Origin of the sequence: Frigoribacterium sp. CG_9.8 (assembly GCF_015751965.1) — a bacterium.
Taxonomy (GTDB): Bacteria; Actinomycetota; Actinomycetes; order Actinomycetales; family Microbacteriaceae; genus Lacisediminihabitans.
Window position 1 is genome coordinate 210,423 of the sequence record NZ_JADOVH010000004.1, and the last position, 23,035, is coordinate 233,457.

Sequence of the window (23,035 nt, forward strand, 5' to 3'; positions counted from 1 at the left end):
GGGGAAGGAGCGAGGCTACTTCTTCTTCGCGCGTTGCTTCGAGATCTCGTAGAGGGTGACGCTGGCGGCAATCCCGGCGTTGAGCGACTCAGTCGAGGCACTGATCGGAATCGAGATCACCGCGTCACAGGTCTCGGTGACAAGGCGGGAAAGCCCTTTGCCCTCGCTGCCGACCACGACGACGAGTGGTTCCTTCGCCCAGGTCAGCTCGGGCAGCGGGGTGTCCCCCTCGCCGTCAAGGCCCAGCACGAATACCCCGCGCTCCTTGAATGCCTTGAGCGTCTGAGTGAGGTTTGAGGCCATGGCGACCGGCGTACGAGCGGCGGCACCGGCCGACGTCTTCCAGGCAGCAGCGGTGAGGCCGACCGAGCGACGCTGAGGCACGATCACCCCGTGACCGCCGAATGCGGCAACCGAGCGGATGATCGCCCCGAGGTTACGCGGATCAGTAATGCCGTCAAGCGCAACCAGAAGCGGCACGCGTCCGCTGGCCACGATTTTGTCGAGAAGGTCGGTGGGATGCGCGTACTCGTAGGGCGGCACTTTGAGAGCGAGTCCCTGATGCACAGAGTCGAAGCCGGCGAGGCGGTCGAGCTCCGGGCGCATCACTTCGAGGATCGGCAGGCCGCGCTTGGTCGCGATCTGCATGACCTCCTTGACGCGATCGTCGTATTCGATGCGGGTCGCGATGTAGAGCGCGGTCACCGGGATCTTGGCGCGAAGAGCCTCGAGCACGGAGTTGCGACCGGTGACGACCTCGAACTCGTCGGTCTGCTTTGGCCGCTGCGTGCGCTGAGGTCCAGCGGCACGCTGCGGCGCACCTGAACGCTGCGGCGCACCGGTGCTCGACGGCTTCTTCGTACCGCCGGCGGCCGCGAAACGGTCATCCGCTGCCTTGCGCTTGCCTGCAGGATGATACGGACGGTCGACTGCCTTCGGAGTCGGTTTCTTGCCTTCGAGCGCCTGGCGGCCCTGGCCGCCAGAACCCACCTGTTTACCGGTGCTGCTCTTGCGCACGGCACCCGCTCGCGGCTTGTTCGCCCCACTGCTCTTCATTAGTCAAGACTCCAATGCGACCCCGTCGGGGTGTCTTCGATCTGGATGCCGGCTGCGGCAAGTTCATCGCGAATGTGATCGGCGGCCAGGAAATCGCGCGCCCTGCGTGCCGCGTCCCTGTCCTCGAGTAATTTCTCAACGAGAATGGCGAGCGCTACGCTCGCCGGATCATCCGCAGCAGTCTGCCACTCTACGGCCATCGGGTTGATTCCGAGAACTTCCGTCATCGCCAGCACCTGGGCCTGCAGTGCGGCGGCGCTGCCGAGGTCCTCCGCATCGAGGGCAGCGTTGCCGGCCCGCACCTGTTCATGGAGCACGGCCATCGCCTGCGGAATGGCGAGGTCATCATCCATCGCCTCAGCAAACTCGTCGGGGATGAGCTGTGCTCCCGAGCCAGCGAACTGGGTGCCAGCGAGCCGCCTGGCCGCACGATCGAGAAAGACCTCGATGCGGTCGAGTGCGGCCTCCGCTTCGACCAGCGCTCCGTCGTGATAGTCGATGGTCGAGCGGTAGTGCGCGGATCCGAGGTAGTAACGCACCACCAGCGGGCGGGCCTGATCGAGAAACTCGGCGGCGTAGATCGAGTTGCCGAGCGACTTGGACATCTTCTGGCCGTTCACATTCACCAGCCCGTTGTGCACCCAGGCCGTAGCAAAGCCGTGCCCGGCAGCGGACGACTGTGCCAACTCGTTTTCATGGTGGGGAAAACGCAGGTCGAGGCCTCCGCCGTGGATGTCGAACCGGGTGCCGAGATACTGCTGCGACATCGCAGAGCACTCGATATGCCAGCCGGGCCGACCGGGGCCCCAGGGCGACGGATACGCGGCTGACGCCGGCTCATCCGGCTTGTGCCCCTTCCACAGGGCGAAGTCGCGGGCATCGCGCTTACCGCGGCTCGAATCCGCCGATGAGCGCTGGGCATCCGCCGATGCCACCAAATCACCGGGTTTCTGGTTGGTGAGCTCGCCGTAGGCCGGCCAGGATGCCACGTCGAAGTAGACGTCGCACGATTCATCAGCGGCCACGTAGGCGTGTCCACGGTCGATCAGGTCAGAGATCAACTGCTGCATCTGCGGGATGCTCGCTGTCGCGCGTGGCTCGTATGTGGGGGCGAGGATGCCGAGGCGCTCGTAGCCGCGACTGAACTCGAGTTCGAAGCGGTAGGCCAGAGCCCACCACTCTTCAGTGCCGCCGCTCGCGGTCGCACTTGCGAGGATCTTGTCGTCGATATCGGTGACATTGCGCACGAGGGTGACGTCGTACCCCCGATAGGCGAGCCAGCGCCGCCACTGGTCGTACACCAGAGCCGACCTCAGGTGACCAATGTGCGGTGAAGACTGCACGGTGGGTCCGCACACATAGATGCCGACTTTGCCCTCGACAATCGGCACAAGGTCGAGAAGCCCCTGCGAGCGGGAATCGTAAAGGCGCACTGTCACGCGCATCAGCCTACCGAGTGCTCCCTTAGGGATCAGCGACGCTGCTGGATGCGCTGGATCAAGCAGGTGGCGATGACGCTGATGCCGTCGCCGCGCCCGGTGAATCCGAGTCCGTCAGAGGTCGTCGCCGCGACGCTCACCGGGGCGCCAACGAGCGCGCTCAGCCTCGCTTCGATCTCCTCACGCCTGGCACCGATCTTCGGATGGTTCGCCACCACTTGCACGGAGACGTTGCCGATCGAGAACCCGGCGGCCGCCACGCGCTCGACCGTCGCGGCGAGAAAGACCTCACCATGGGCATCAGCGAAACGGGGGTCTGCGCTTCCGAAGTTCGAACCGAGATCGCCGAGGCCCCCTGCGGAGAGCAGCGCGTCGCAGATCGCATGACTCACGGCATCCCCGTCGCTGTGGCCGGCCAGACCAACTTCGCCCGGCCAGTAGACCCCGCCGAGCCAGAGCGGGCTCTTCGCATCGAACGCGTGTACATCGATACCGATGCCGGTGCGGGTTGTGGCTGTATCGATCGGTCGCAGGAGTGCCTCTGCGCGACGCAGATCCCACGGGGTCGTGATCTTGAAGGCGAGCGCATCACCCTCGATCACCCGCACCTCGTGACCGGCTGCGGTGAAGAGCGCGGCATCATCTGTGTGCTCCGCGGTCGTGTCGGCGTAGGCGGCAGCAAGTTGCTCCCGCGGGAAGCCCTGCGGTGTCTGCACCGCGACGAGTTCCGACCGATCGACCGTCGCGACGGCGAAGTCGCCATTCATCCGTTTGATCGTGTCGGTGACCGCAAGACCCGGGACGACGCCCGTTCCGGTCTGCCGCACAGCTGCGATCACGGCGTCGAACTGTGCGGACGGGGTGAACGACCGGGCCGCATCGTGCACGAGCACGATCCGGATGCCGGGAGCGAGCGCTGCAAGCCCGGCAGCAACTGAGCCCTGTCGCGACTGGGACCCGGCCACGACCGTCACCGATTCGTGTGCGGGTCCGGCGACCTCCACCGCCAGTTCACGTGCCTGATCGATGCGGTCCGCGGGGGCCACCACCACCACCTGAGCCGGCTCGGCGGTGCCGAATACTCCTTCAAGAGCGTGGGCAAGGATCGGGCGCCCGCCGACGGCGACGAATGCCTTGGGATCGGAATGCCCGAGGCGGGCACCACTACCGGCGGCTACGACGACGATACCGACGTCGATGGCCATGGCCGGGTCTATGGTCGTGGGATTCTCATTGCCGACGTTGGTGCCGACGTTAGTGCCGATGTGTGTGCCGACCCCGAAACGCATTGCTGGTACTCCGTCTCCGTGGCGCACTATCTATCAGCATCGTTTTTCTGGACCGCAGGTTGGAGGCCCAGCACCGCGGGTTGGACGCGGGTTCGACGCCGGGCGGTGCGCCGCCGTGTGCCGCCGTGTGCCGCCGTACGCTAAAGTTTAAGTGGGTTTCACGCGTCACTCGCGCACCGCAAGCCCATTTTCTGGTCCACTCTGGAGGGTCCCGTGAGAGCTCGTATCGCCACAACGGTCATCGTGGCGGCCTCGTTGCTGCTCGCCACTACGGGTTGCAGCTTCTTTGCCCCGCAGTCGACCCTGAAACGCTACGACCCGAGCGATGGAGTGGGCGCCGCCGTCGGTCAAGTGAAGGTGCGTAACGCCCTTCTACTTACCAGTGACGGCCAGCTGGCAAGCTTTCTGGTCAGCTTCATCAACGATTCTCCGAAGCCGGTAGACGTGCTCGTTCAGTATGACGGCACCACCGCGGACGGTACCCGGGGCAAGGTCGACACTCGCATTCAGCTCACGGCTGGCGAGGTGAAGACCTTCGGATCCTCCACTACCCCCCAGCTGATCTTCACCGGCATCAATACGAATGCCGGATCGCTCCTCCCGGTCTTCGTGCAGTATGGAACGCTGACCGGCGAGCAACTCCTCGTTCCGGTGCTCGACGGATCGCTCGACGAATACTCGACGCTGCTACCCACGCCGCTACCGACTACGACCCCGTCGGCAAACCCGTCGGTCGTGCCAGTTCCTAGCCCCACGGCGACCACCGCTCCGTAGTCTCTTCGAAGCTGCAGACCCGAACATCGCGGGAACCGGCGACGCAGCGTCAGGATCGCAGCGTCAGGGTCGCAGAGTCAGGGCTCGAAGCGGTAGCCCAGACCGCGCACGGTCAGCAGCATCCGAGGTTCAGACGGCTCCTTCTCGATCTTCGAGCGAATGCGCTTGATATGCACGTCGAGCGTCTTCGTATCACCGAAGTAGTCGGATCCCCAGACCCGATCGATCAGCTGGCCGCGGGTAAGCACCCGCCCGGAGTTGCGCAGCAGCACCTCGAGCAGCTCATATTCCTTGAGCGGCATGGCCGTGTCGACGCCGCGCACGGCAACGGTGTGACGGTCGACATCCATGCGCACATCACCGGACTCGAGGATGGCAGTGTCATCGTCATCGGTCTCCACCCGGCGGCGCATCACCGCGCGGATTCGGGCGAGCAACTCGCGGGTGGAATACGGCTTGGTGACGTAGTCGTCGGCGCCGAGCTCGAGACCGACCACAACATCCACTTCGCTGTCTTTGGCAGTGAGCATGATGATCGGCACCTGCGAGCGGGTGCGGATCTCACGGCACACCTCGGTGCCGGCGATCCCGGGCAGCATAAGGTCGAGCAGCACCAGATCGGCGCCATTACGGTCGAATTCCGCCAGCGCGGAGATGCCGTCGGCGGCGATGGCGGTGTCGTAGCCCTCCCGGCCGAGGAGGAAGGCGAGGGGCTCGCTCAGGGAGGGTTCGTCTTCGACGATCAGGATGCGCAATTCATGCCTCTTTCAGGGATGCCGCCGCGGCGTGGGACGCCTCGGGCAGACGGATGGTGAACGTCGAACCTTTGCCGGGCTGGGACCAGACACGGATGTCGCCGCCGTGGTTCTGCACGACGTGTTTGACGATGCTCAGGCCGAGCCCCGATCCACCGGTGTGACGGGATCGGGCCGGATCGATGCGGAAGAAGCGTTCGAACACGCGGTCGAGTTCGTCATCCGGGATGCCGATTCCCTGGTCGGTGACGGCAATTTCGACGATGCCGTCGGTGTTGTTCACTCCAACCCCGACCCGAGAACCTTTGGGCGAATACTGGATTGCGTTCGCAATGAGGTTGTGCAGTGCCACCGCGAGAAGCGGCTCATCGCCGTAGACCTCAGCACTGGCATCACCCCCGCTGACGATAGTGACCCGGCTGGACTCCGCCGCGACACGATTCTGGTCGACAGCCTTGGCGACCACGTGGTCGATCTCCACGACGGTTGGGCTGGTGAGAGCATCCGCCGCCTGCAGCCGGGACAGCTCGATGATCTCCTGGGTGATGCGCGCGAGGCGATCCGCCTCCTTGGTGAGGCGTTTGGCGAAACGGCGCACCTGGTCCGGTTCATTGGATGCGGCCTGGAGCGCCTCGGCCAACAGCCCGACCGCGCCGATCGGGGTCTTGAGCTCGTGGCTGATGTTGGCCACAAAGTCCCGCCGAACATCATCGAGCCGATAGGACTCGGTGCGGTCCTCCGCAAGCAGCAGGATGTATCGCGCGCCGAGTCGAGCAGCCCGCACGAAGAGGTAGATATTCGCGTCACCGAATGGTCCACGGGCAAGTTCTAGCTCCTGCGTGATCGGCTCGCCGTAGCGGCGAACGCGATCCACGATGGTCACCAACTCCGGATGCACGAGTGCCTGGTTCCAGACCAGCCCGAAGGCCAGCGCACCCGGGCTCGCCTTCACGACCGTATTGGATGGATCGAGCACGACACCTGCGGACTCGAGGGCCTCGATCACTTGGTCTACGCCATCCGGCACTGCCGTGCTCACCACTGCCACCGCGCGCTGACCACGGTGTGCGGAGGCGACAAAGACCGCCGTGAGCGCGGCGCCGATGACGACGCCGAAAGCCAGCGCGAGCGGCACCAGCAGGGCGGAGTCCATAGCGACTAGATTAGTAACATCCGGGGGCCAGACTTGCGCCTGCGCCGTAACCGGATCCGCCACTTGGCAATTTGTTCAGGTGCGGTTCCCCCGCCGTTCACCTCCGCGGGGCAGGCTGGTCAAAAGAACTGTGCGGGGAATGAAGACTCGCAGCGAAAGGGACGTGAGAAATGCGCGAGGTATTCCAGCAGGAACTGGCTGAGGTGCAAGAGCGCCTCGTCGAAATCGCGGCCCTGGTCGAGACATCGATCGACAACGCCACTCGCGCGTTCAACGAATCGAATGTTGCCCTGGCGGAGACCGTCATCGCCAACGATGACAAGATCGATGAAGCATCAATCGCCCTCGACGAGCTGGCCATCAACATCCTCGCCCGCCAACAGCCGGTGGCGCGCGACCTGCGCATCGTCGTGAGCGCACTGCGCATCAGCGCGTCCCTCGAGCGGATGGGCGACATGTCCGAGCACATCGCGCAGCTCGCCCGCTACCGTTTCCCCGACAAGGTGGTGCCGAAGTCACTTCGTGCGACCTTCGTGGAGCTCGGCCAACTCGATGTGCAGATCGCGCGAAAGCTCACGCAGCTGCTGCGCACCGAAGACGTGACTATCGCCGAAGAGATCCGCAACGACGACGACCGAATCGACGCACTGCACCTCAGCGTGTTCGATAAGGTGCTCGGCGAGAGCTGGAAGGGCGCGGCGGTCGACACAGTGGATGCCACTCTCGCGTCGCGCTACCACGAGCGATTCGCCGACCACGCGGTCTCCATCGCGAAAAAGGTGCAGTACCTGGCAACCGGCGACTGGATCGCTGCAAAACTCTGAGCGTTCCGTCTCCCGTTTTTGCTACCACCACCCTGGTATCACAGGTGGGTGGTCGCATAAGTGCGAGACGGTCGGGGTGTGAGTTACTTTTTACCCTGCGCTGCGACCGCCGCCGCACCGGCCGCAGCGGCTTCGGGGTCGAGGTATCTGCCCGGCTCGATCGGCGCGAAGGTCTCGTCGAGGGTGTAGACCAGCGGGATGCCAGTGGGGATGTTGAGCTCCGCAATCGCATCATCCGCAATGTGGTCGAGGTGCTTGACCAGGGCGCGCAGCGAGTTGCCGTGTGCGGTGACGAGTACGGTCTTACCCGCGGCGAGGTCAACGGTGATTTCGGATTCCCAGTAGGGGAGCATTCGGTCGATCACCAGTTTCAGTGATTCGGTTCGCGGCAGATCGGCACCGAGCCCGGCATAGCGCGGATCATGGGCTTGCGAGAACTCGCTGTCGTCGTCGAGGGGTGGTGGGGGCACGTCGAAGGACCTGCGCCAGGTCATGAACTGCTCCTGCCCGTATTCGGCAAGTGTCTGCGCCTTATCCTTGCCCTGCAGCGCACCGTAGTGACGCTCGTTGAGCCGCCAGCTGCGTTTCACGTCGATCCAATCGCGGTCGGCAACATCCAGGGCGATATCGGCGGTATGAATCGCGCGCTTGAGAACACTGGTGTACTGAATGTCCGGCAGGATGCCGGATTGTGCGAGGAGCTCGCCCGCCCGCCTCGCTTCGGTACGTCCCTGCTCACTCAGGTCGACATCCACCCATCCGGTGAAGAGGTTCTTCTGATTCCAATCGGAGTTGCCGTGGCGCAGGAGAATAAGCGTAAAGGTCATGGTTCAACTCTAGCGAGCGGGATAATCGACGCATGCCCATTGGTTCGATCACCCGTGGGACCACCGGCACCAACCGCTTGCGCCGCGTCGACCGGTGGATCGCAGAGCTTTCCGTCTTCCGCCGAACGGCCGATCCGCTGGTGGTCGACCTGGGTTACGGGGCATCCGCAACGACGACCCTCGAGCTGCACCAGCGGCTTTCTCGGGTTCATCCACGGGTGCTAGTGGTTGGCCTGGAGATCGATCCGGCCCGGGTGACACTCGCCGCGCTCTCTGCGCGGGATGGTGTGCGCTTCGCCCACGGCGGCTTCGAGGTGCCACTGCCCGGTGGGCGCTCGGCCACGGTCATCCGCGCCCTCAATGTACTTCGGCAATACGACGAATCCGAAGTGCTCGCCGCGTGGCACCTGATGGTATCTCGTCTGGACCCCGGTGGGGTACTGGTCGAAGGCACCTGCAACGAGGTGGGGCGTGTAGCCAGTTGGGTGGATGTCACGGCCGAGGGCCCCCGCAGCCTCACCGTCAGTCTGCGCCTTGCCGACCTCGAGCGGCCATCAGTCGTGGCGGAGCGTCTGCCCAAGGTGCTGATCCATCGCAATGTGCCGGGCGAGCGAGTGCATACCTTCCTGGTGGATCTCGACCGGCACTGGCAGTTCAACGCCGCACTCTCGGTCTACGGACCGTCGCAGCGGTGGATCGCCACGGCGCAGGGGCTCGTGCACGACGGCTGGCCGGTTCAGGGTGGCCGGTCGCGCTGGAAGCTCGGCGAACTGACCGTGCATTGGGATGCGGTGGCACCGCAGGGTTTCCAGTGGTGACGCCCGGCCCCCGCCGAACCGTCCCCGCCGGACCATCTCCCGTTTTTGCGACCACCTCGCCGTGCCAACAGGGCGGTGGTCGCAAAAACGGGAGGTGGTGGTGTGGAGGTGGGGACACCGCTAAGCTTCACACCTCCGGCAGCAGCGCCCGCGCCTTCTCGGCCGGGAAATCGGCAGCCATCAGAAGATCGACCAGGAGCGGCCGCATCATGAGGATGACCACCGAGTCCGTCACCGGCGCGCCCTTGACAACGGTGTCGGGCCGAAGTCGCTCGGCGACCGCAACGAGTCCGACCCGCACGGTGTCTGCCAGCAGAGGATCATCGAGGCTCTGTCCAAGCAACTCCACCGAGGTTGTCAGGCTCGCCATGATCGATCCGATCACAGGGCGTGGAACATCGTCGCGCACAAGGAAGTCGATGCGCCGCGCAATCACCCGCAGATTTCGGGTGGCGAGGTCCATGCCGCGCAGCACCCGCGCCTGCGCCTGCAGATCCGGGCGCCGCCGATAGAGAAATGGCGAGATCCGAGCGATGGCTACGCCGGAGTCGACGGATGCCGCCCAGTTGTCGATGATCGGCTGGGTGCTGCGCAGGCGTTCGAGAGCGTGCTCAGCGGCCGGCTGGTCGGCTTTATCCAACGCGACGACAAGGGAGCCGAGTGCGTCAGTGAGCGACGCGAAGAGTGCGCGGGCATCCCGGCGCGTGAAGCGACGCGAATCCCTCGGCACGAGCGCAGTGACGAGCAGCGCAACGATGCCGCCGACGATGCCGTCGATGCTGCGAACGAATGGACCACCCGGAGGAGCGGGCAACAGCATGACGAGTATCGCCTGCACCCCGGCAGCCACAGCGAAGGCGTTGCTCGGCGACAGCGCACGCGCCACCACCAGGGTCACCAGGAGCACGAGGGCGAGTTGCCACACGCCCTGGCCCACCGTGAGAAGCAGAGCCTCACTGAGCGCGATGCCAATCACGATGCCGATCGCCGTCTCGAGCACCCGGATGGGGCGGGCATCCCGCGCAAAGCCGAGGGTCGAAATGGTCACCGTGACAGCGATCAGCGGAACCGGGTGGTCGAGCCCGTAGCGCGCGAAAGCGTAGGCAGCGGATGCCGCGATCACGATCTGCAGCGCGGGCACGAGTGATTCGATCACGCGCTGCCCCGGGGCACGGAGGTCGAACAGGTGCGGTACGACCGAGCGCAGCCTGCCCACGATCATCCTCAGCACTGAGTCCCTAACGAGGGGCCGCGCCGAGGCGGGGCAGCCGGGGCACATTCGCGGCGGCACCGGCTTCCACCGGCACCACGATCTCCTGAGCTGCCGGCACGAGAATTCCCTCCGAGCGCACCGCGAGTTCAGCGAGCGGGTCGGTGGTGCGTTTGACAACCGCAAGCGCGATCGGTCCGAGCTCGAAATGGCGGGCGGCGGATGTCACCTGCCCGACCGTCTTCTCGCCGAGCAGCACGTCGTCCCCCGGGGAGGGCAGCACGGAATCCGAGCCATCCAGATGCAGCATCACGAGGCGGCGTGGCGGATGCCCGAGGTTGTGGACTTTGGCAACCGTCTCCTGCCCGCGATAACAGCCCTTCGTGAGATGTACAGCCGAGCGTAACCAGTCGAGCTCGTGAGGGAGCGTCTTCTCATCCCCCTCGGTCGCACACCGCGGGCGCCAGGCCGCGATGCGCAGCGCCTCCAGTGCAAGCAGTCCGGCGAGTGGAAGCTCGAGCCCAGCGAGTTGAGCCCGCTCAATGAGCACCTCGCTGTAGGTCCATTCCATCGCCGGGTGGTGCTCGACGATGGCGTACTGCCAGCCTCCGGCAGACACGACCGACCATGGATCCACCCAGACCAGCGGCACCGCGTTGGGGGAGGCGACGAGGGAAGTATCCTGTGCGGAATTCGCAGAGGATTCGAGCAGTGCCGGGCTCCCCAGGGTGCCGATCGTGGCGAACTCCGCGGTGCGGTCCCGCACCTCGACCCGCAGCATGAACACCATCTTCGAGAGCCAGGCCAGAAGCCCGGGTGCCTCCTCGCGCTCGAGCAGCAGCCAGAGGTCCACTCCATCATCGAGCAGGCGCACAGCGAATTCGAGCCTGCCGGTCGCATCAAGCAGAAGGGTCTCGGTGGACTCCCCCGGTGTCAGCGCGGTGATCCGCTGGGAGGTGAGCGAGTTGATCCAGGTCAGGCGGTCCGCGCCGGAAATGGAGAGCACCGCCCGGTGTGACAGATCCACCACGGCCTCGCCGGCTGCCAGCGCGCGCTGCTCGGCAAGAGGGTTGCCGTAATGGGCCGCGACGCCGGCATCGATTCCGGCCCCGTCGACAGCGGTCGGTCGCCTGAGCTCACTCAAGGCGAGCCAGCCGTCCGGATGCGTGGGTCGCGAGTTCCTGGCCGAGCGCGGCCAGATCCCAGGCCCAGAGCATGTGGTTGTCGACCAATCCGTAGATGCGGGTGGATGCGGTGTGTTCCTTTGAGGTGACCGATCGCATCACGGCGTCCGTCACGAGGTCGATTCGCGGTCCCTTGACCTGTCCGATATAGAGCTCACTCACGCCGCCCGGATGCAAGATCGACACCTCGATGTCGAAGCCGTCTGTCGCGTTGCGCAGTGTCTCGACCGCCGTCGCGGTGGCGAATGGCTGGAGCCCGACGCCCTGCAGCAGTCCGGGTCCCGGGTCGCCCTCGGTCGCCTGCCTGCTCAGCCGCCAGTATCCGGTCTCGGTGGCTAGCGGGGTGAGATCGGCATCGAGCAGCCAGGTGTATGAGGTGTAGTTCAGGTGCGGCAGTGCGTCATGAGTGAAGCTCAGACGGTGGCCGAACTCGTAGTTGCGGTTCTCTTCGCCGACCTGAAAGTTGACGACCCCCGTGCCCTCCCAGACGCCGATCAGCCAGGACAGTGGCACCAGCTCTGCGGGCAGGTTGACCGGTAGATCAATCACGGTGGTTCCTAATTGCAGTGACCCGTTCTAGCGCTGGCCGCGGAAGAGGTTGAACAGCACTACCACGGAGACGTAGCCGATGGCCAGAGTGGCGAGGATCAGGAGGCCGATGAAGAACAGTTCAAGACCGAGGTACATGGTTCGATTCTACGCGGCACGCAGCTGCAGTACGCCAAGCACCAGTGTGGCGACGCCGAGTATCGCGACAGAGCCGCCAAGGCAGGCCATCACACGGTCGACGAGGCCCTCTTTCTGCACAATCGCGAGCTGGATGCAGAAGGTGAGCAGCACATCCGCTGCAAGCACGAGCGGCAACCAGGCGAGGTAGTGCTCGTGGGACGCGAGCAGACCGACCAGAACCGAGCCAATGACCGCAAGTGACCAGACGGGCACCACGCTCGTCAGCGCGAGACGAGTGGCGGGCTGATCGGTGGTCACGCCCCAATTGTGCCCTACCCGCGACTGACGGGGGGGGCCTTCGTACCTTTAGACTGTGGAGCGGCACTGGAGGACTCGTTGGCACAGCTGTTGATCCTGACTTCGGCCGTCAACAGTGATGTCCTCCCGGCTCTCGGACTGCTCAGTCACCGAACCAAGCAGATCCCCGCCTCGCCAGCGTCGCTCATCACGGCTCCGAGTTGCGACCTGGTCCTCGTCGATGCACGGCAGGATCTGGCGAACGCGAAGGCTCTCTGCAAGATCCTCACTACGACCGGGGTCAATGTACCCCTGATGCTCGTGCTCACCGAGGGCGGTCTCACCGCGGTCAGTGCGGACTGGGGCGTAGATGACGTGATCCTCGAAACGGCAGGCCCCGCCGAAGTGGATGCCCGCATCCGCCTCGTCGTCGGACGCCAGGCACTCGACCAGACCAGCAACAAGATTCACGCCTCCGGTGTCGTGATCGATGAAGCGAGCTATTCAGCAAAGGTTCACGGGCGGCCACTGGATCTCACCTTCAAGGAGTTCGAGCTCCTGCGGTTTCTGGCCACCCATCCGTCCCGCGTCTTCACCCGCGAGCAACTGCTCAGCGAGGTGTGGGGGTATGACTACTTCGGCGGAACTCGCACCGTCGACGTGCACGTGCGGCGACTTCGTGCCAAGCTCGGCGACCTTGAGTCACTGATCGGCACAGTGCGCAATGTCGGCTATCGATTCAATCTCTATGAAGATGAAGCGGAACGCCTTGCCCAGTCCGTCAATTCCTGAATCGCTCGCCGCACTGATCGAGCGGTGCCGGGGTGCCGACGGCCAGCCACCATTCTCCGACGGCACGCTCGTGCAACTGCGTACCGGCGAAAAGACTCTGCTCGAGCTCGGATCCCCAGCCAGCGATGCAGCCGCAATCTACTCAGCGGCAATCTACTCGGCGGCAATTTACTCGGCGGCAATTTACTCAATGACCGAGGCCGAATTCGTGGTGGATCCGGCCCAGCGTGGGCAGGGGATCGGCACCAGGCTGCTCGAGCAACTTCTTCAGCGCTGCGCCCCGGGAGTGAAAATATGGGCCCACGGGGATCATCCGGCTGCTCGCACCCTTGCGGCCAGTCACGGATTCGTGCCGGTGCGCCGGCTGCTTCAGCTACGCGCGCCAGTGACCGCATCCCCGGTTTCTGACGGCTCGACCACCGGATTCCGGCCGGGAGTCGACGACGACGACTGGTTGGCGCTCAACGCGCGCGCCTTCGCTTCGCACCCCGAGCAGGGGTCGGTTGGCCAGCCAGACCTCACCGAGCTGACGGTCGAGCCGTGGTTTGACCCAGACGACTTTCTCCTGCTGCGCGACGGGGGCGCCCTTATCGGCTTTTGCTGGCTGAAGATAGAGGATTCGATCGGCGAGTTCTACGTCGTCGGCGTGGATCCACGGAGACAGGGCGAGGGTCTCGGCCGCCGCCTCATGGACGCTGGCCTCTCGCATCTCGCCGCCCGCGGTATCCGCACTGCTGCCCTCTATGTGGAATCCGACAACGTGCCGGCCGTCGGCCTGTACCGCTCCCTCGGATTCACCGACCACACAGTCGACATCCAGTACGCGCGCGCCTCAGACCGCGGATAACGCGCACGCAGCAGAAGTCATGCTCTGCCTCTTCACGCGACGTTCACAGTGCTGCCGATGACCGCAACACGTGAAGTGCGATGATTTAGATATGAGCAATGAGACCTACCTTGGCGATGCCGGATTGGCCACCGACGGTCTCGACGATGACGACGACGAGTCCAGCTGGGTCGACGACGGCACCCTGCCAGCACAGCGCTATCTCGACCGGGAGCTGAGCTGGCTTGCCTTCAACACCCGCGTGCTCGAGCTGGCGGAGGATCCCGAACTACCGCTTCTCGAGCGCGCGAATTTCCTCGCCATCTTCGCAAGTAACCTCGACGAGTTCTTCATGGTGCGCGTTGCGGGGCTCAAGCGTCGAATCCTTACCGGGCTCGCCGTTCCGACCAATATCGGCACAGCAGCCACCGACGTGCTCGCCCTGATTCAGGATCGAGCGCACGAGCTCCAGGTGCGCCATGCGCTCGCCTTCCGAGAGCTCGTGAAGCCCGATCTCGATGATGCCGGCATCCATATCGAGACCTGGGCCGACCTCGGACAGGCCGATCGCGACCTGCTCGACAAGATCTTCGCCACCCGCATCTTCCCGGTCTTAATGCCGCTTGCTGTCGACCCGGCGCATCCGTTCCCGTATATCTCCGGACTCTCCCTCAATCTGTCGATCCGGGTGCGTAATCCGAAGATCGGTAAGGATGAGTTCGCGCGCCTCAAGGTGCCACCAATGCTGCCGCGCTTTGTGCAGCTTCCGGATGACGGCAGCGGGCTCCTGCGCTTCATCCCGCTGGAAGACCTCATCTCCAATCACCTCGGCGACCTCTTTCCGGGTATGGAGGTGCTCGATCACCACGAGTTCCGTGTCACGCGTAACGAGGATGTCGTGATCGAGGAAGACGAGTCGGAAAACTTGATCCAGACCCTCGAGCGCGAGCTGCTTCGCCGGCGGTTCGGTCCGCCGATCCGCCTAGAGATCACCGACGACATGGATGATCTCACCCTCAGCCTGCTCGTGCGCGAGCTCGACATCACCGAGTCCGAGGTGTATCGGCTGCCCGCCCCGCTCGACCTCGGTGGGCTGTTCGAGCTGAACAAGATCGACCGCCCGACGCTGAAGTACCGCCGACATGTGCCGACGACCGCGTCCAAGCTCATGCCGCTCGAATCGAATGCGGCCCCGGATATCTTCGGTTCGATCGCGCGCCAAGATATCCTGCTCCATCATCCGTATGAGTCCTTCGCGACAAGCGTGCAGGCCTTCCTCGAGCAGGCCGCGGCAGATCCCAACGTGCTCGCCATCAAGCAGACCCTGTACCGCACCTCCGGCGACAGCCCGATCGTCGAGGCGCTCATCCAGGCCGCTGAGGCAGGCAAGCAAGTGCTCGCGCTGGTGGAGATCAAGGCCAGGTTCGACGAATCGGCCAATATCTCCTGGGCGCGCAAGCTCGAGAAAGCCGGAGTGCACGTGGTCTACGGGCTGGTTGGACTCAAGACCCACTGCAAGCTTGCGCTGGTGATCCGCCAGGAGAATGGCGTTCTCAAGCACTACAGCCACATCGGCACCGGCAACTACAACCCCAAGACCAGCCGCATTTACGAGGACTACGGCCTTCTCACGGCGAGCGGCACCGTCGGCAAGGATCTCACGCGCCTATTCAATGAGCTTTCCGGGTATGCGATCGAGAAGAAATTCAAGCGGCTGCTCGTGGCACCTCTCCACCTGCGGAAAGGCTTGATCAAACGTATCCGGATCGAAGCCGACAATGCGCGGAGTGGCATGCCATCCGGTATCCGCATCAAACTCAACTCGATCGTCGACGAGGCCATCATCGATGCGCTGTACCGCGCGAGCGAGGCCGGGGTGCCGATCGAGTTGGTGGTACGCGGCATCTGCGGAGTCAAACCCGGGGTCGAGGGGCTGAGCGGCAATATCGAGGTGCGGGCGATTCTCGGTCGGTACCTCGAGCACTCCCGCATCTTCTCCTTCATCAACGGCGGCGACCCGCAGGTCTACATTGGAAGCGCCGACCTGATGCACCGCAACCTGGATCGCCGGGTGGAGGCGTTGGTGAGGCTCACTAACCCCGAGCACCTGCATCAGATCGAGGATCTGTTCGACCTCGCAATGTCAGACGACATTGCCCACTGGAAGCTCGCCGCCGATGGCAACTGGACGCGCCACTACCGGGCGGATGACGGCTCTCTGCTCGAAGACATGCAAAATGTGCTGATGAAACAGGTGTCCCAGCGAAAGCGCACCGGAGTAGTGCGATGACTCTCACCGGACCCTCCGTCGTGCAGGCTGCGGGAGCAGTCTGCTGGCGGGAGACTCCGAGCGGCATTGAGCTGCTCATTGTTCACCGGGGGGATCGCGCTGACGTCTCCATCCCCAAGGGAAAGGTCGATCCTGGCGAAACTCCCCCGCAGACCGCCGTGCGGGAGATCGCCGAGGAGACGGGACTCGTCGTCACACTCGGAGCCCCGCTCGGCACCACCGAATACACGATGCCCGGCGGGCGCGAGAAGATCGTGCATTACTGGTCAGCCGAAGTCTCGGATGCCGCAATCGCCGGTTTGACCTTCGTGGCCAACGCGGAGGTCACGGCCGTCCAGTGGCTGTCGGTCACAGCGGCGCGTGCGGTCCTCAGCTACGACCTCGACCGCGACGTTGTCGACCGGTTCTCGGCGCGGGCGGCAGCGGGCACCATCCGCACCTTCCCGATCATCGTGCTTCGCCACGGTCGGGCAGTTCCCCCTGCAAGCTGGGACGGACCGGATGCCACGCGCCCGCTGATGCATCGCGGACTCGAGCAGTCCCGCAATGTTGCTGCCGCTATCGCCGCCTGGGGACCGGCAAAACTCATCAGTAGCCCTGCGGCGCGCTGCCTTGCGACGATCGAACCGGTGGCGACCTTGACCGACCTGCCCGTGAAGCAGTCCGCCGGCATCAGCCAGGACGCCTTCGAAGACGGTGTCGCCCGCGTGCACAAGATGGTGCGCAAGCGCCTCGCTGCGGGCATCGCTGTCGTGCTCTGCAGCCACGGACCGGTGATCCGGGACATCATCGATGAGGCGGCGGCACTCACGAACACCCCCCTCGATGCTCCACTGCGCCGGGCCGGAATGCTGTCGACCTCGGAGTTCACGGTGCTGCACGTATCGTCCGAGCATCCGGATGCCCCGCTCGTCGCCGTCGAGACTCACGGCCCGGCATTCCTCTAAGGCCGGCACGGCCAGGTCGGAAATTCGAAGCTCGTTAACCCTTTGTTAACCTTCTAGGACGAGCGTGGACACCCGTCGCACATAGCGTCTCCTCTTAGACCAGCACCGGTCTTCCCGGCGGCCGTGCCCTGATCGGCATGCCAGCCGGAGTCACCACCCCAGAAGGGAACACAGTGAAGTTCACTCGTTTTGGCAGCGCCGCTGCCATTGCAGTCGCAGCCACCATCGTCCTATCCTCGTGCGCAGCAAACGAAGCAGCACCCGCGACGTCCGGTTCCGCAGCCCCGGTGAGCAAGCTCAGCGGCACGTTCAACGGTATCGGCTCATCCGCTCAAGGCGCCGCCGAGACCGCCTGGATCGCCGGCTTCCAGATCGCCAACCCCAAGGTCACGGTCAACTACGACCCCCAGGGCTCTGGCGCCGGCCGAAAGGGCTTCATTGCGGGAGCCGCAGCCTTCGCCGGCTCGGATGCTGCGCTGAAAGACACCGAACTCGCCACGCCTTCGCCGCTCTGCATGGCTGGCACCAAGGCAATCGACCTTCCCATCTACATCTCGCCGATTGCCATCGCGTACAACGTCGCCGGGCTCACAGATCTGAAGCTCGACGCCGCCACCATCGCCGGCATCTTCAAGGGTGCCATCACCAAGTGGGACGACCCGGCCATCAAGTCGTTGAACTCCGGTGCGGCGCTCCCGTCTGCCGCGATCGTCGTTGTGCACCGCTCCGACGACTCTGGAACCACGCAGAACTTCACCGAGTACCTCGCCGCGAATGCGCCGACCGTCTGGGATAAGCCGGCCGCGCAGACCTACCCATACGCCGTCGGCGACGCGGCAAAGGGCACCTCGGGTGTCGCTGACGCCGTCAAGGGTGCTGCCAACAGCATCACCTACATTGACGAGTCCGGCGCAACCGGCCTCAGCATCGCGCAGCTCAAGGTCGGCTCCGCTTTCGTGAAGATCAACGCCTCCGGTGCCGCCGATGTCGTGGCGAAGTCCCCGACTGTCACCGGCCGCGACGCTAACGACCTCGCGATCGCGATCGACCGCAAGAACACAGACAAGAATGCCTGGCCGCTCGTGCTGGTGAGCTACATGATCGTCTGCAACACCTACGCCGACCCGGCCCAGGGCGAGCTCGTGAAGGCGTACGCACAGTACGTTGCTAGCTCTGAAGGACAGGCGGCCGCACAGAAGCAGGCTGGCTCGGCTCCGCTCTCCAAGGATCTCGCCGCCAAGGTTGCGAAGGCAATCGCTACCATCAAGTAGTGAGCTCGTAAGCTCGGCCTGGGTTGCCTGCAGTTCGCAGCCCAGGCCGAGATCGCGTTCCGGCCCGGACACGCGATCCGTCCCACGTCAGGAAGAGATGGAATGGCACGTCAGTCAACGGGAGTGATCACAGCCCGAGTGCGACTCGGCGACCGAGTATTCTCCGGCAGTACTGTCATCGCGGGCTCGGTCATCCTCGGTGTGCTCGCTGCCGTTGCCCTCTTCCTTATCGTGCAGTCCATCCCGGCCATCACCGCCAAAGAAGGCACTCTTCCCAACTCCGCCCCCAACTTCTGGGCCTACGTCTGGCCCCTCGTCTTCGGTACGGTGTGGTCAGCGGCTCTCGCGCTGATCATCTCCATCCCGATCTCCATCGGCGTGGCCCTCTTCATCTCCCATTACGCCCCGCGCCGCCTCGCCCAGGGTCTCGGCTACGTGATCGACCTTCTGGCCGCCGTGCCCTCCGTCGTCTTCGGCCTGTGGGGTGTTCTCGTGCTCGCCCGGGAGATACAGCCGTTCTTCGTCTTCCTCAACACCAACTTCGGGTGGATCCCCCTGTTCGGTGGTGTTGTCTCCGGCACCGGCAAGACTGTTCTCACGGTCGCCATCGTGCTCGCCGTCATGGTGCTGCCGATTATGACCGCCGTCTGTCGGGAGATCTTCCTGCAAACACCTCAGTTGCACGAGGAGGCCGCTCTCGCCCTCGGGGCCACCCGTTGGGAGATGATCCGAATGGCGGTGCTCCCCTTCGCCCGCCCCGGAATCATCTCTGCCTCCATGCTCGGCCTCGGCCGGGCGCTCGGCGAGACACTCGCGGTAGCCATGGTGCTCTCACCGGCCAGGGTGATCAACTTCTTCCTCCTCACCCCGCAGAATCCGAACACCATCGCGGCGAATATCGCACTGCAGTTTCCCGAAGCATCCGGGATCGGCATCAACACGCTCATCGCCTCCGGTCTCGTGCTGTTCGTGATCACCTTCATCGTGAACGCGATCGCCCGTGTCGCGGTGAATCGTCGCAAGGCATTCTCGGGAGCGAACTAATGGCCATCACGACCACCGGCCCGATGCCGAACGCCCTCACCGCCGGCCGCCTGCCGCGGGGCGCGGTCTGGATGGTTCTGCTCGGCAGCTGGGCGCTGCTCGCCAGCGTCTTCGCCCTCGTGCAGATGGGTGGTGTGACCGAGAAGTACAACCTGATCGGCGCACTCTTCCTCGGCACGGTGCTGTTCAATATAGTGCTGTTCGTCATCACCTACCTCGTTGAGGGCGCGCGCCAGGCGCGGGACCGCCTTGCCAGCTCGCTCGTCGTCACCGCATTTATCATCGCGCTGCTGCCGCTGGTATCGCTCGTCTACACGGTGCTGATCAACGGGGCGGCGCGGATGGTGGCGCCCTCGTTCTTGACCCAGTCGATGCGAAATGTGCTCGGCGCCGATGGTGGCGCGGTTCACGCCGTCATCGGCACCCTCGAGGTCACGGCGGTCGCCGCGATCATCTCCGTGCCGATCGGCCTGCTCACCTCGATCTACCTGGTCGAGTACGGACGCGGCCTGCTTGCCCGTGTCATCACCTTCATGGTCGACGTGATGACGGGCATCCCATCGATCGTCGCCGGGCTGTTCGCTTACGCCCTCTTCGTACTTGTGACCGGCGACGTCGGCTTCCGATCCGGCTTCGGAGGTTCCGTTGCGCTTTCGGTACTCATGATCCCGGTTGTCGTGCGCTCTTCCGAGGAGATGCTCAAGCTCGTGCCCAATGAGTTGCGCGAGGCGTCCTACGCTCTCGGGGTGCCGAAGTGGCTCACCGTGCTCAAGATCGTGCTTCCCACCTCGATTGCCGGGATCACGACCGGGGTCATGCTGTCAATCGCGAGGGTAATCGGCGAAACGGCGCCACTGCTGATCATCTCCGGTCTCACCGCGAGCGTGAACTACGACCTCTTCAAAGACCGCATGATGACACTCCCGGTATTCGTCTACACGCAATACTCCAACCAGGGCGCCAACCAGTCCGACTTCGTGGATCGAGCCTGGGCCGGAGCGCTTACTCTGATACTCATTGTCATGCTGCTGAACCTCGGCGCACGCATCATCGCACGAATCTTTGCCCCCAAGCTCGGCCGTTGAGCACGGCGAACAACCAAAGGAACCCCGTGTCCAAGCGCATCGAAGTCAATGACCTGAACGTGTACTACGGAAAGTTCAAGGCCGTGGAAGACGTGACATTGACGATCGAACCCCGCACCGTCACCGCCTTCATCGGGCCAAGTGGATGCGGTAAATCCACTTTCCTCCGAACCCTCAACCGCATGCATGAGGTGATCCCCGGTGCCCGCGTCGAAGGGGAGGTGCTGATTGACGGCAATGACCTCTACGGGCCAGGCGTCGACCCAGTGCTCGTGCGTCGCCAGGTCGGGATGGTCTTCCAACGTCCCAACCCGTTCCCCACGATGTCGATCCGCGACAATGTGCTCGCCGGGGTGAAGCTCAACAACCGCAAGATCACCAAAGGAGATGGCGACTCACTCGTTGAGAGGTCACTGCAGAGCGCCAACCTGTGGAACGAGGTCAAGGATCGCCTCGCGCTCCCCGGCTCCAGCCTTTCCGGAGGCCAGCAGCAGCGCCTCTGCATCGCCAGGGCGATCGCGGTGCAACCGGATGTCGTGCTGATGGACGAGCCGTGCTCGGCCCTCGATCCGATTTCGACCCTTGCCATCGAAGACCTTATCGAAGAGTTGAAGCTCGATTACACGATTGTGATCGTGACCCACAACATGCAGCAGGCCTCACGCGTATCCGACCGCACCGCATTCTTCAACATCGCTGGCACCGGCAAGCCGGGCAGGCTGATCGAGTACAACGACACCAACACCATCTTCTCGAAGCCGAGCATTCAGGCCACAGAAGATTACGTGTCCGGCAAGTTCGGATAGTTTGCGACCCGCTGGCAGACCGCCGTCTCGATACAGCCGCGGCCTAGATACTGCTGCTGCGCGAATTGAGACCGGTGACGTAGGTCAGGTGCTCGGCACTGCCACGATCGGCGCGGTTGTCGGTGCCTTTGAGCCGCCACTCGGCTCGATCGTGATGCCAATGGTGTCACCCGCACCCATCGAGCCTGCAAGCACACTCACCGTCGTGCCTGATGACGCGGCATTGAAGATTCCGGCCGGGGTGGCCTTCGATTTCGAGTCGATGTACCAGAGCGCATAGGTCTTGCCTGCAGCGAGCTCCGGAAGTTTGTCGATCACCACAGCGGACTGCTTCAGCCCCATCGACCAGACGAAAGTGGCTGTGCCGCCGCCGGCGACATTCGCTTTGGCCTGCTGATAATCGCTCGCTGACACGATGGCCGAGATGGCGGATGCCTGCCGCTGAGATTCGTTTCCGGCGGACAGGCCGAGGATGTTTCCCCCGACGAAGAGTGCGACTGCGGCAGCCGCTGCTATCAGGATCGAAGCCGGGCGGGTGTACCAGTGAGCACCAGCCCAGTGAGCACCAGCCCATCGAGCGGCGGCCTTTGTCGTGGCTGGTGAGGGCGTGCCGAGGCTCGCCGCGCGAACGGCTGCGGCCGAAGCATCCTGCTGCTCGGGTATCTGCTGCTCGGGTAGCGGGCGCTCGGTCTGCTGGTTCTCGGTCTGCTGGATCTCGGTCTGCTGGCGCGTTGCCTCGGGTGACACCGGAAGCACCGGTGGCACGGCGGTGAGCGTCGCACGTGACGCTGGCAACGGTGCGAGCTGGGGTGTCACGGCGATCTGAGCCATGAGCCGACCCCTGAGGTCTGCCGGTGGGGTGACTGGCTCGGTAGAGAGTCCGATCAGCACCGCCGTATCGGAAAGCGAAGCCACTTCCGCACGCGTCTCTTCGGAGGTGAGCAGATACGACTCGAACCGAGCCTTCTCATCAGCGTCAAGTGCGTTCAGAGCGTAGGCACCGCTCAGGAGGTGTAGTTCTTCGCGATCGGTCACGATGCCACCCCCAATTCATCGCGCAGACGGATCATGCCGTCGCGCAGTCGTGTCTTTACTGTGCCGATGGGCACACTGAGCATTGTCGCCACTTCGCTGTGGCTAAATCCGCCGTAATACGCGAGAGTGACGGCTTGGCGCTGCAGTTCGGTCAATTGCGCCATGGCTTCCTTCACCCTTTCGTGTTCGATGGTCGTCTCTACCGTGTCCGCCACATTGTCGTAGCCGGAAACGTAATCCCTGATGCCGATCTTTACATCCCGATCACGACCGGCCTGCGATGACCTGATGCGGTCGACCGCTCGCCGGTGAGCCATGGTGAGGATCCAGGTGGATGCCCCGCCCTTGCTCGGTTCGTATCGTGATGCGTTCTGCCAAATCTCCAGAAAAACCTCCTGGGTTACTTCTTCTGACTGCGCGTGGTCGACCAACAGTCGGCGAATGAGCCCAAAAACTCTCGGGGCGATCTCGTCGTAGAGTGCCCCGAAAGCTGCCTGATCCCCGCCCGCGATTTGCGCGAGCATTGTTTCCTTCGTCGCAGGCTTGTGCAGGGATTCATAGTCCTGGCTGCGGTCGATTTCACGGGGCACGAGGATAAGCATTGCAAACATTCCGTGCAATCGTGCGCGGCGCTGAAAAGACAC

At 64.1% G+C, this 23,035-nt stretch carries 23 protein-coding genes; 11 read left to right on the forward strand and 12 right to left on the reverse strand.

The annotated features are described in order from the left end of the window. Positions 1-15 precede the first annotated feature (15 nt). From rlmB to ispD, 3 genes are read right to left on the reverse strand one after another with little or no spacing between them, the layout of a single operon-like run. Positions 16-1,056 (reverse strand): 23S rRNA (guanosine(2251)-2'-O)-methyltransferase RlmB, encoded by a 1,041-nt coding sequence (gene rlmB, locus IWX88_RS10295; RefSeq protein ID WP_196829987.1) that lies wholly within the window; start codon positions 1,054-1,056, stop codon positions 16-18. Next, the gene (cysS, locus tag IWX88_RS10300) at positions 1,056-2,495 is read right to left on the reverse strand and encodes a cysteine--tRNA ligase (RefSeq protein ID WP_196829989.1); all 1,440 of its coding nucleotides are present in this window, start codon (positions 2,493-2,495) and stop codon (positions 1,056-1,058) included. Before cysS ends, rlmB begins: the two co-directional genes overlap by 1 nt. A 32-nt stretch (positions 2,496-2,527) precedes the next feature. Next, entirely contained in the window at positions 2,528-3,700 is a 1,173-nt protein-coding gene (ispD, locus tag IWX88_RS10305) for a 2-C-methyl-D-erythritol 4-phosphate cytidylyltransferase (protein WP_196830162.1), read from the reverse strand. 297 nt (positions 3,701-3,997) lie between these two features. Between ispD and IWX88_RS10310 the strand changes: the two genes are divergently transcribed. After that, the gene (locus IWX88_RS10310; protein ID WP_196829991.1) at positions 3,998-4,558 is read left to right on the forward strand and encodes a hypothetical protein; all 561 of its coding nucleotides are present in this window, start codon (positions 3,998-4,000) and stop codon (positions 4,556-4,558) included. A gap of 77 nt (positions 4,559-4,635) precedes the next feature. Here IWX88_RS10310 and IWX88_RS10315 read toward each other — a convergent pair whose 3' ends face one another. Beyond that, positions 4,636-5,313 (reverse strand): response regulator transcription factor, encoded by a 678-nt coding sequence (locus IWX88_RS10315; protein WP_196829993.1) that lies wholly within the window; start codon positions 5,311-5,313, stop codon positions 4,636-4,638. 1 nt (position 5,314) lies between these two features. Continuing rightward, on the reverse strand, positions 5,315-6,466 hold the full coding sequence (locus tag IWX88_RS10320; protein WP_196829995.1) for a cell wall metabolism sensor histidine kinase WalK: 1,152 nt from the start codon (positions 6,464-6,466) through the stop codon (positions 5,315-5,317). A 170-nt stretch (positions 6,467-6,636) separates the two neighbouring features. On the opposite strand from IWX88_RS10320, the gene phoU reads away from it, so the two are divergent. Further along, the gene (gene phoU / locus IWX88_RS10325) at positions 6,637-7,290 is read left to right on the forward strand and encodes a phosphate signaling complex protein PhoU (protein WP_196829997.1); all 654 of its coding nucleotides are present in this window, start codon (positions 6,637-6,639) and stop codon (positions 7,288-7,290) included. Between the two features lie 83 nt (positions 7,291-7,373). On the opposite strand, the gene IWX88_RS10330 is transcribed toward phoU, so the two are convergent. Continuing rightward, positions 7,374-8,117: a phosphoglyceromutase gene (locus IWX88_RS10330; protein ID WP_196830000.1), complete on the reverse strand. Its 744-nt coding sequence runs from the start codon at positions 8,115-8,117 to the stop codon at positions 7,374-7,376. A gap of 32 nt (positions 8,118-8,149) precedes the next feature. Here IWX88_RS10330 and IWX88_RS10335 point away from each other — a divergent pair, with 32 nt between their 5' ends. Further along, positions 8,150-8,935, forward strand: a complete 786-nt coding sequence (locus IWX88_RS10335) for a class I SAM-dependent methyltransferase (RefSeq protein ID WP_196830002.1) — start codon at positions 8,150-8,152, stop codon at positions 8,933-8,935. A gap of 127 nt (positions 8,936-9,062) precedes the next feature. Here IWX88_RS10335 and IWX88_RS10340 read toward each other — a convergent pair whose 3' ends face one another. The 4 genes from IWX88_RS10340 to IWX88_RS10355 form a co-directional block, all read right to left on the reverse strand. Further along, complete coding sequence (locus IWX88_RS10340; protein WP_196830004.1) at positions 9,063-10,151, reverse strand: FUSC family protein; 1,089 nt, start codon at positions 10,149-10,151, stop codon at positions 9,063-9,065. Between the two features lie 22 nt (positions 10,152-10,173). Continuing rightward, positions 10,174-11,289 (reverse strand): folate-binding protein YgfZ, encoded by a 1,116-nt coding sequence (locus IWX88_RS10345; RefSeq protein WP_196830006.1) that lies wholly within the window; start codon positions 11,287-11,289, stop codon positions 10,174-10,176. Further along, positions 11,282-11,878: an FABP family protein gene (locus IWX88_RS10350; protein WP_196830008.1), complete on the reverse strand. Its 597-nt coding sequence runs from the start codon at positions 11,876-11,878 to the stop codon at positions 11,282-11,284. Before IWX88_RS10350 ends, IWX88_RS10345 begins: the two co-directional genes overlap by 8 nt. A 147-nt stretch (positions 11,879-12,025) precedes the next feature. Beyond that, on the reverse strand, positions 12,026-12,316 hold the full coding sequence (locus tag IWX88_RS10355; protein ID WP_196830010.1) for a hypothetical protein: 291 nt from the start codon (positions 12,314-12,316) through the stop codon (positions 12,026-12,028). 78 nt (positions 12,317-12,394) lie between these two features. Between IWX88_RS10355 and IWX88_RS10360 the strand changes: the two genes are divergently transcribed. The 8 genes from IWX88_RS10360 to pstB all read left to right on the forward strand — a co-directional run bounded on the left by IWX88_RS10360 (position 12,395) and on the right by pstB (position 21,356). Continuing rightward, positions 12,395-13,087, forward strand: a complete 693-nt coding sequence (locus IWX88_RS10360; RefSeq protein WP_196830012.1) for a response regulator transcription factor — start codon at positions 12,395-12,397, stop codon at positions 13,085-13,087. Continuing rightward, positions 13,065-13,934 (forward strand): mycothiol synthase, encoded by an 870-nt coding sequence (mshD, locus tag IWX88_RS10365; RefSeq protein ID WP_196830014.1) that lies wholly within the window; start codon positions 13,065-13,067, stop codon positions 13,932-13,934. Before IWX88_RS10360 ends, mshD begins: the two co-directional genes overlap by 23 nt. 91 nt (positions 13,935-14,025) lie before the next feature. Further along, positions 14,026-16,203, forward strand: a complete 2,178-nt coding sequence (locus tag IWX88_RS10370) for an RNA degradosome polyphosphate kinase (RefSeq protein ID WP_196830016.1) — start codon at positions 14,026-14,028, stop codon at positions 16,201-16,203. After that, entirely contained in the window at positions 16,200-17,150 is a 951-nt protein-coding gene (locus IWX88_RS10375) for an NUDIX hydrolase (RefSeq protein WP_196830018.1), read from the forward strand. Before IWX88_RS10370 ends, IWX88_RS10375 begins: the two co-directional genes overlap by 4 nt. Before the next feature lie 173 nt (positions 17,151-17,323). Further along, entirely contained in the window at positions 17,324-18,421 is a 1,098-nt protein-coding gene (gene pstS, locus IWX88_RS10380; RefSeq protein ID WP_196830020.1) for a phosphate ABC transporter substrate-binding protein PstS, read from the forward strand. 102 nt (positions 18,422-18,523) lie between these two features. Continuing rightward, positions 18,524-19,465, forward strand: coding sequence for a phosphate ABC transporter permease subunit PstC (gene pstC / locus IWX88_RS10385; RefSeq protein ID WP_196830022.1), 942 nt, complete (start codon positions 18,524-18,526; stop codon positions 19,463-19,465). Continuing rightward, complete coding sequence (gene pstA / locus IWX88_RS10390; protein ID WP_196830024.1) at positions 19,465-20,550, forward strand: phosphate ABC transporter permease PstA; 1,086 nt, start codon at positions 19,465-19,467, stop codon at positions 20,548-20,550. The genes pstC and pstA overlap by 1 nt, the downstream gene beginning before the upstream one ends. Positions 20,551-20,576: 26 nt before the next feature. Then, positions 20,577-21,356 carry a phosphate ABC transporter ATP-binding protein PstB gene (gene pstB / locus IWX88_RS10395; RefSeq protein WP_196830026.1) on the forward strand — a complete coding sequence of 260 codons (780 nt, stop codon included), beginning with the start codon at positions 20,577-20,579 and terminating at the stop codon, positions 21,354-21,356. 84 nt (positions 21,357-21,440) lie between these two features. Here pstB and IWX88_RS10400 read toward each other — a convergent pair whose 3' ends face one another. Both IWX88_RS10400 and IWX88_RS10405 read right to left on the reverse strand, forming a co-directional pair. Next, entirely contained in the window at positions 21,441-22,391 is a 951-nt protein-coding gene (locus tag IWX88_RS10400; protein WP_196830028.1) for an anti-sigma factor domain-containing protein, read from the reverse strand. Continuing rightward, a complete protein-coding gene (locus tag IWX88_RS10405) occupies positions 22,388-22,993 on the reverse strand; it encodes a sigma-70 family RNA polymerase sigma factor (protein WP_196830030.1) in 606 nt (201 codons plus the stop codon). The genes IWX88_RS10400 and IWX88_RS10405 overlap by 4 nt, the downstream gene beginning before the upstream one ends. Positions 22,994-23,035: the final 42 nt, after the last annotated feature.

Coding starts and splice junctions, on each gene's coding strand:
- rlmB (WP_196829987.1), bottom strand. CDS start 1,056: ATGAAGAGCAGTGGGGCGAACAAGCCGCGAGCGGGTGCCGTGCGCAAG.
- ispD (WP_196830162.1), bottom strand. CDS start 3,700: ATGGCCATCGACGTCGGTATCGTCGTCGTAGCCGCCGGTAGTGGTGCC.
- IWX88_RS10320 (WP_196829995.1), bottom strand. CDS start 6,466: ATGGACTCCGCCCTGCTGGTGCCGCTCGCGCTGGCTTTCGGCGTCGTC.
- phoU (WP_196829997.1), top strand. CDS start 6,637: ATGCGCGAGGTATTCCAGCAGGAACTGGCTGAGGTGCAAGAGCGCCTC.
- IWX88_RS10330 (WP_196830000.1), bottom strand. CDS start 8,117: ATGACCTTTACGCTTATTCTCCTGCGCCACGGCAACTCCGATTGGAAT.
- IWX88_RS10335 (WP_196830002.1), top strand. CDS start 8,150: ATGCCCATTGGTTCGATCACCCGTGGGACCACCGGCACCAACCGCTTG.
- IWX88_RS10370 (WP_196830016.1), top strand. CDS start 14,026: ATGAGCAATGAGACCTACCTTGGCGATGCCGGATTGGCCACCGACGGT.
- IWX88_RS10375 (WP_196830018.1), top strand. CDS start 16,200: ATGACTCTCACCGGACCCTCCGTCGTGCAGGCTGCGGGAGCAGTCTGC.
- pstC (WP_196830022.1), top strand. CDS start 18,524: ATGGCACGTCAGTCAACGGGAGTGATCACAGCCCGAGTGCGACTCGGC.
- pstA (WP_196830024.1), top strand. CDS start 19,465: ATGGCCATCACGACCACCGGCCCGATGCCGAACGCCCTCACCGCCGGC.
- IWX88_RS10405 (WP_196830030.1), bottom strand. CDS start 22,993: ATGCTTATCCTCGTGCCCCGTGAAATCGACCGCAGCCAGGACTATGAA.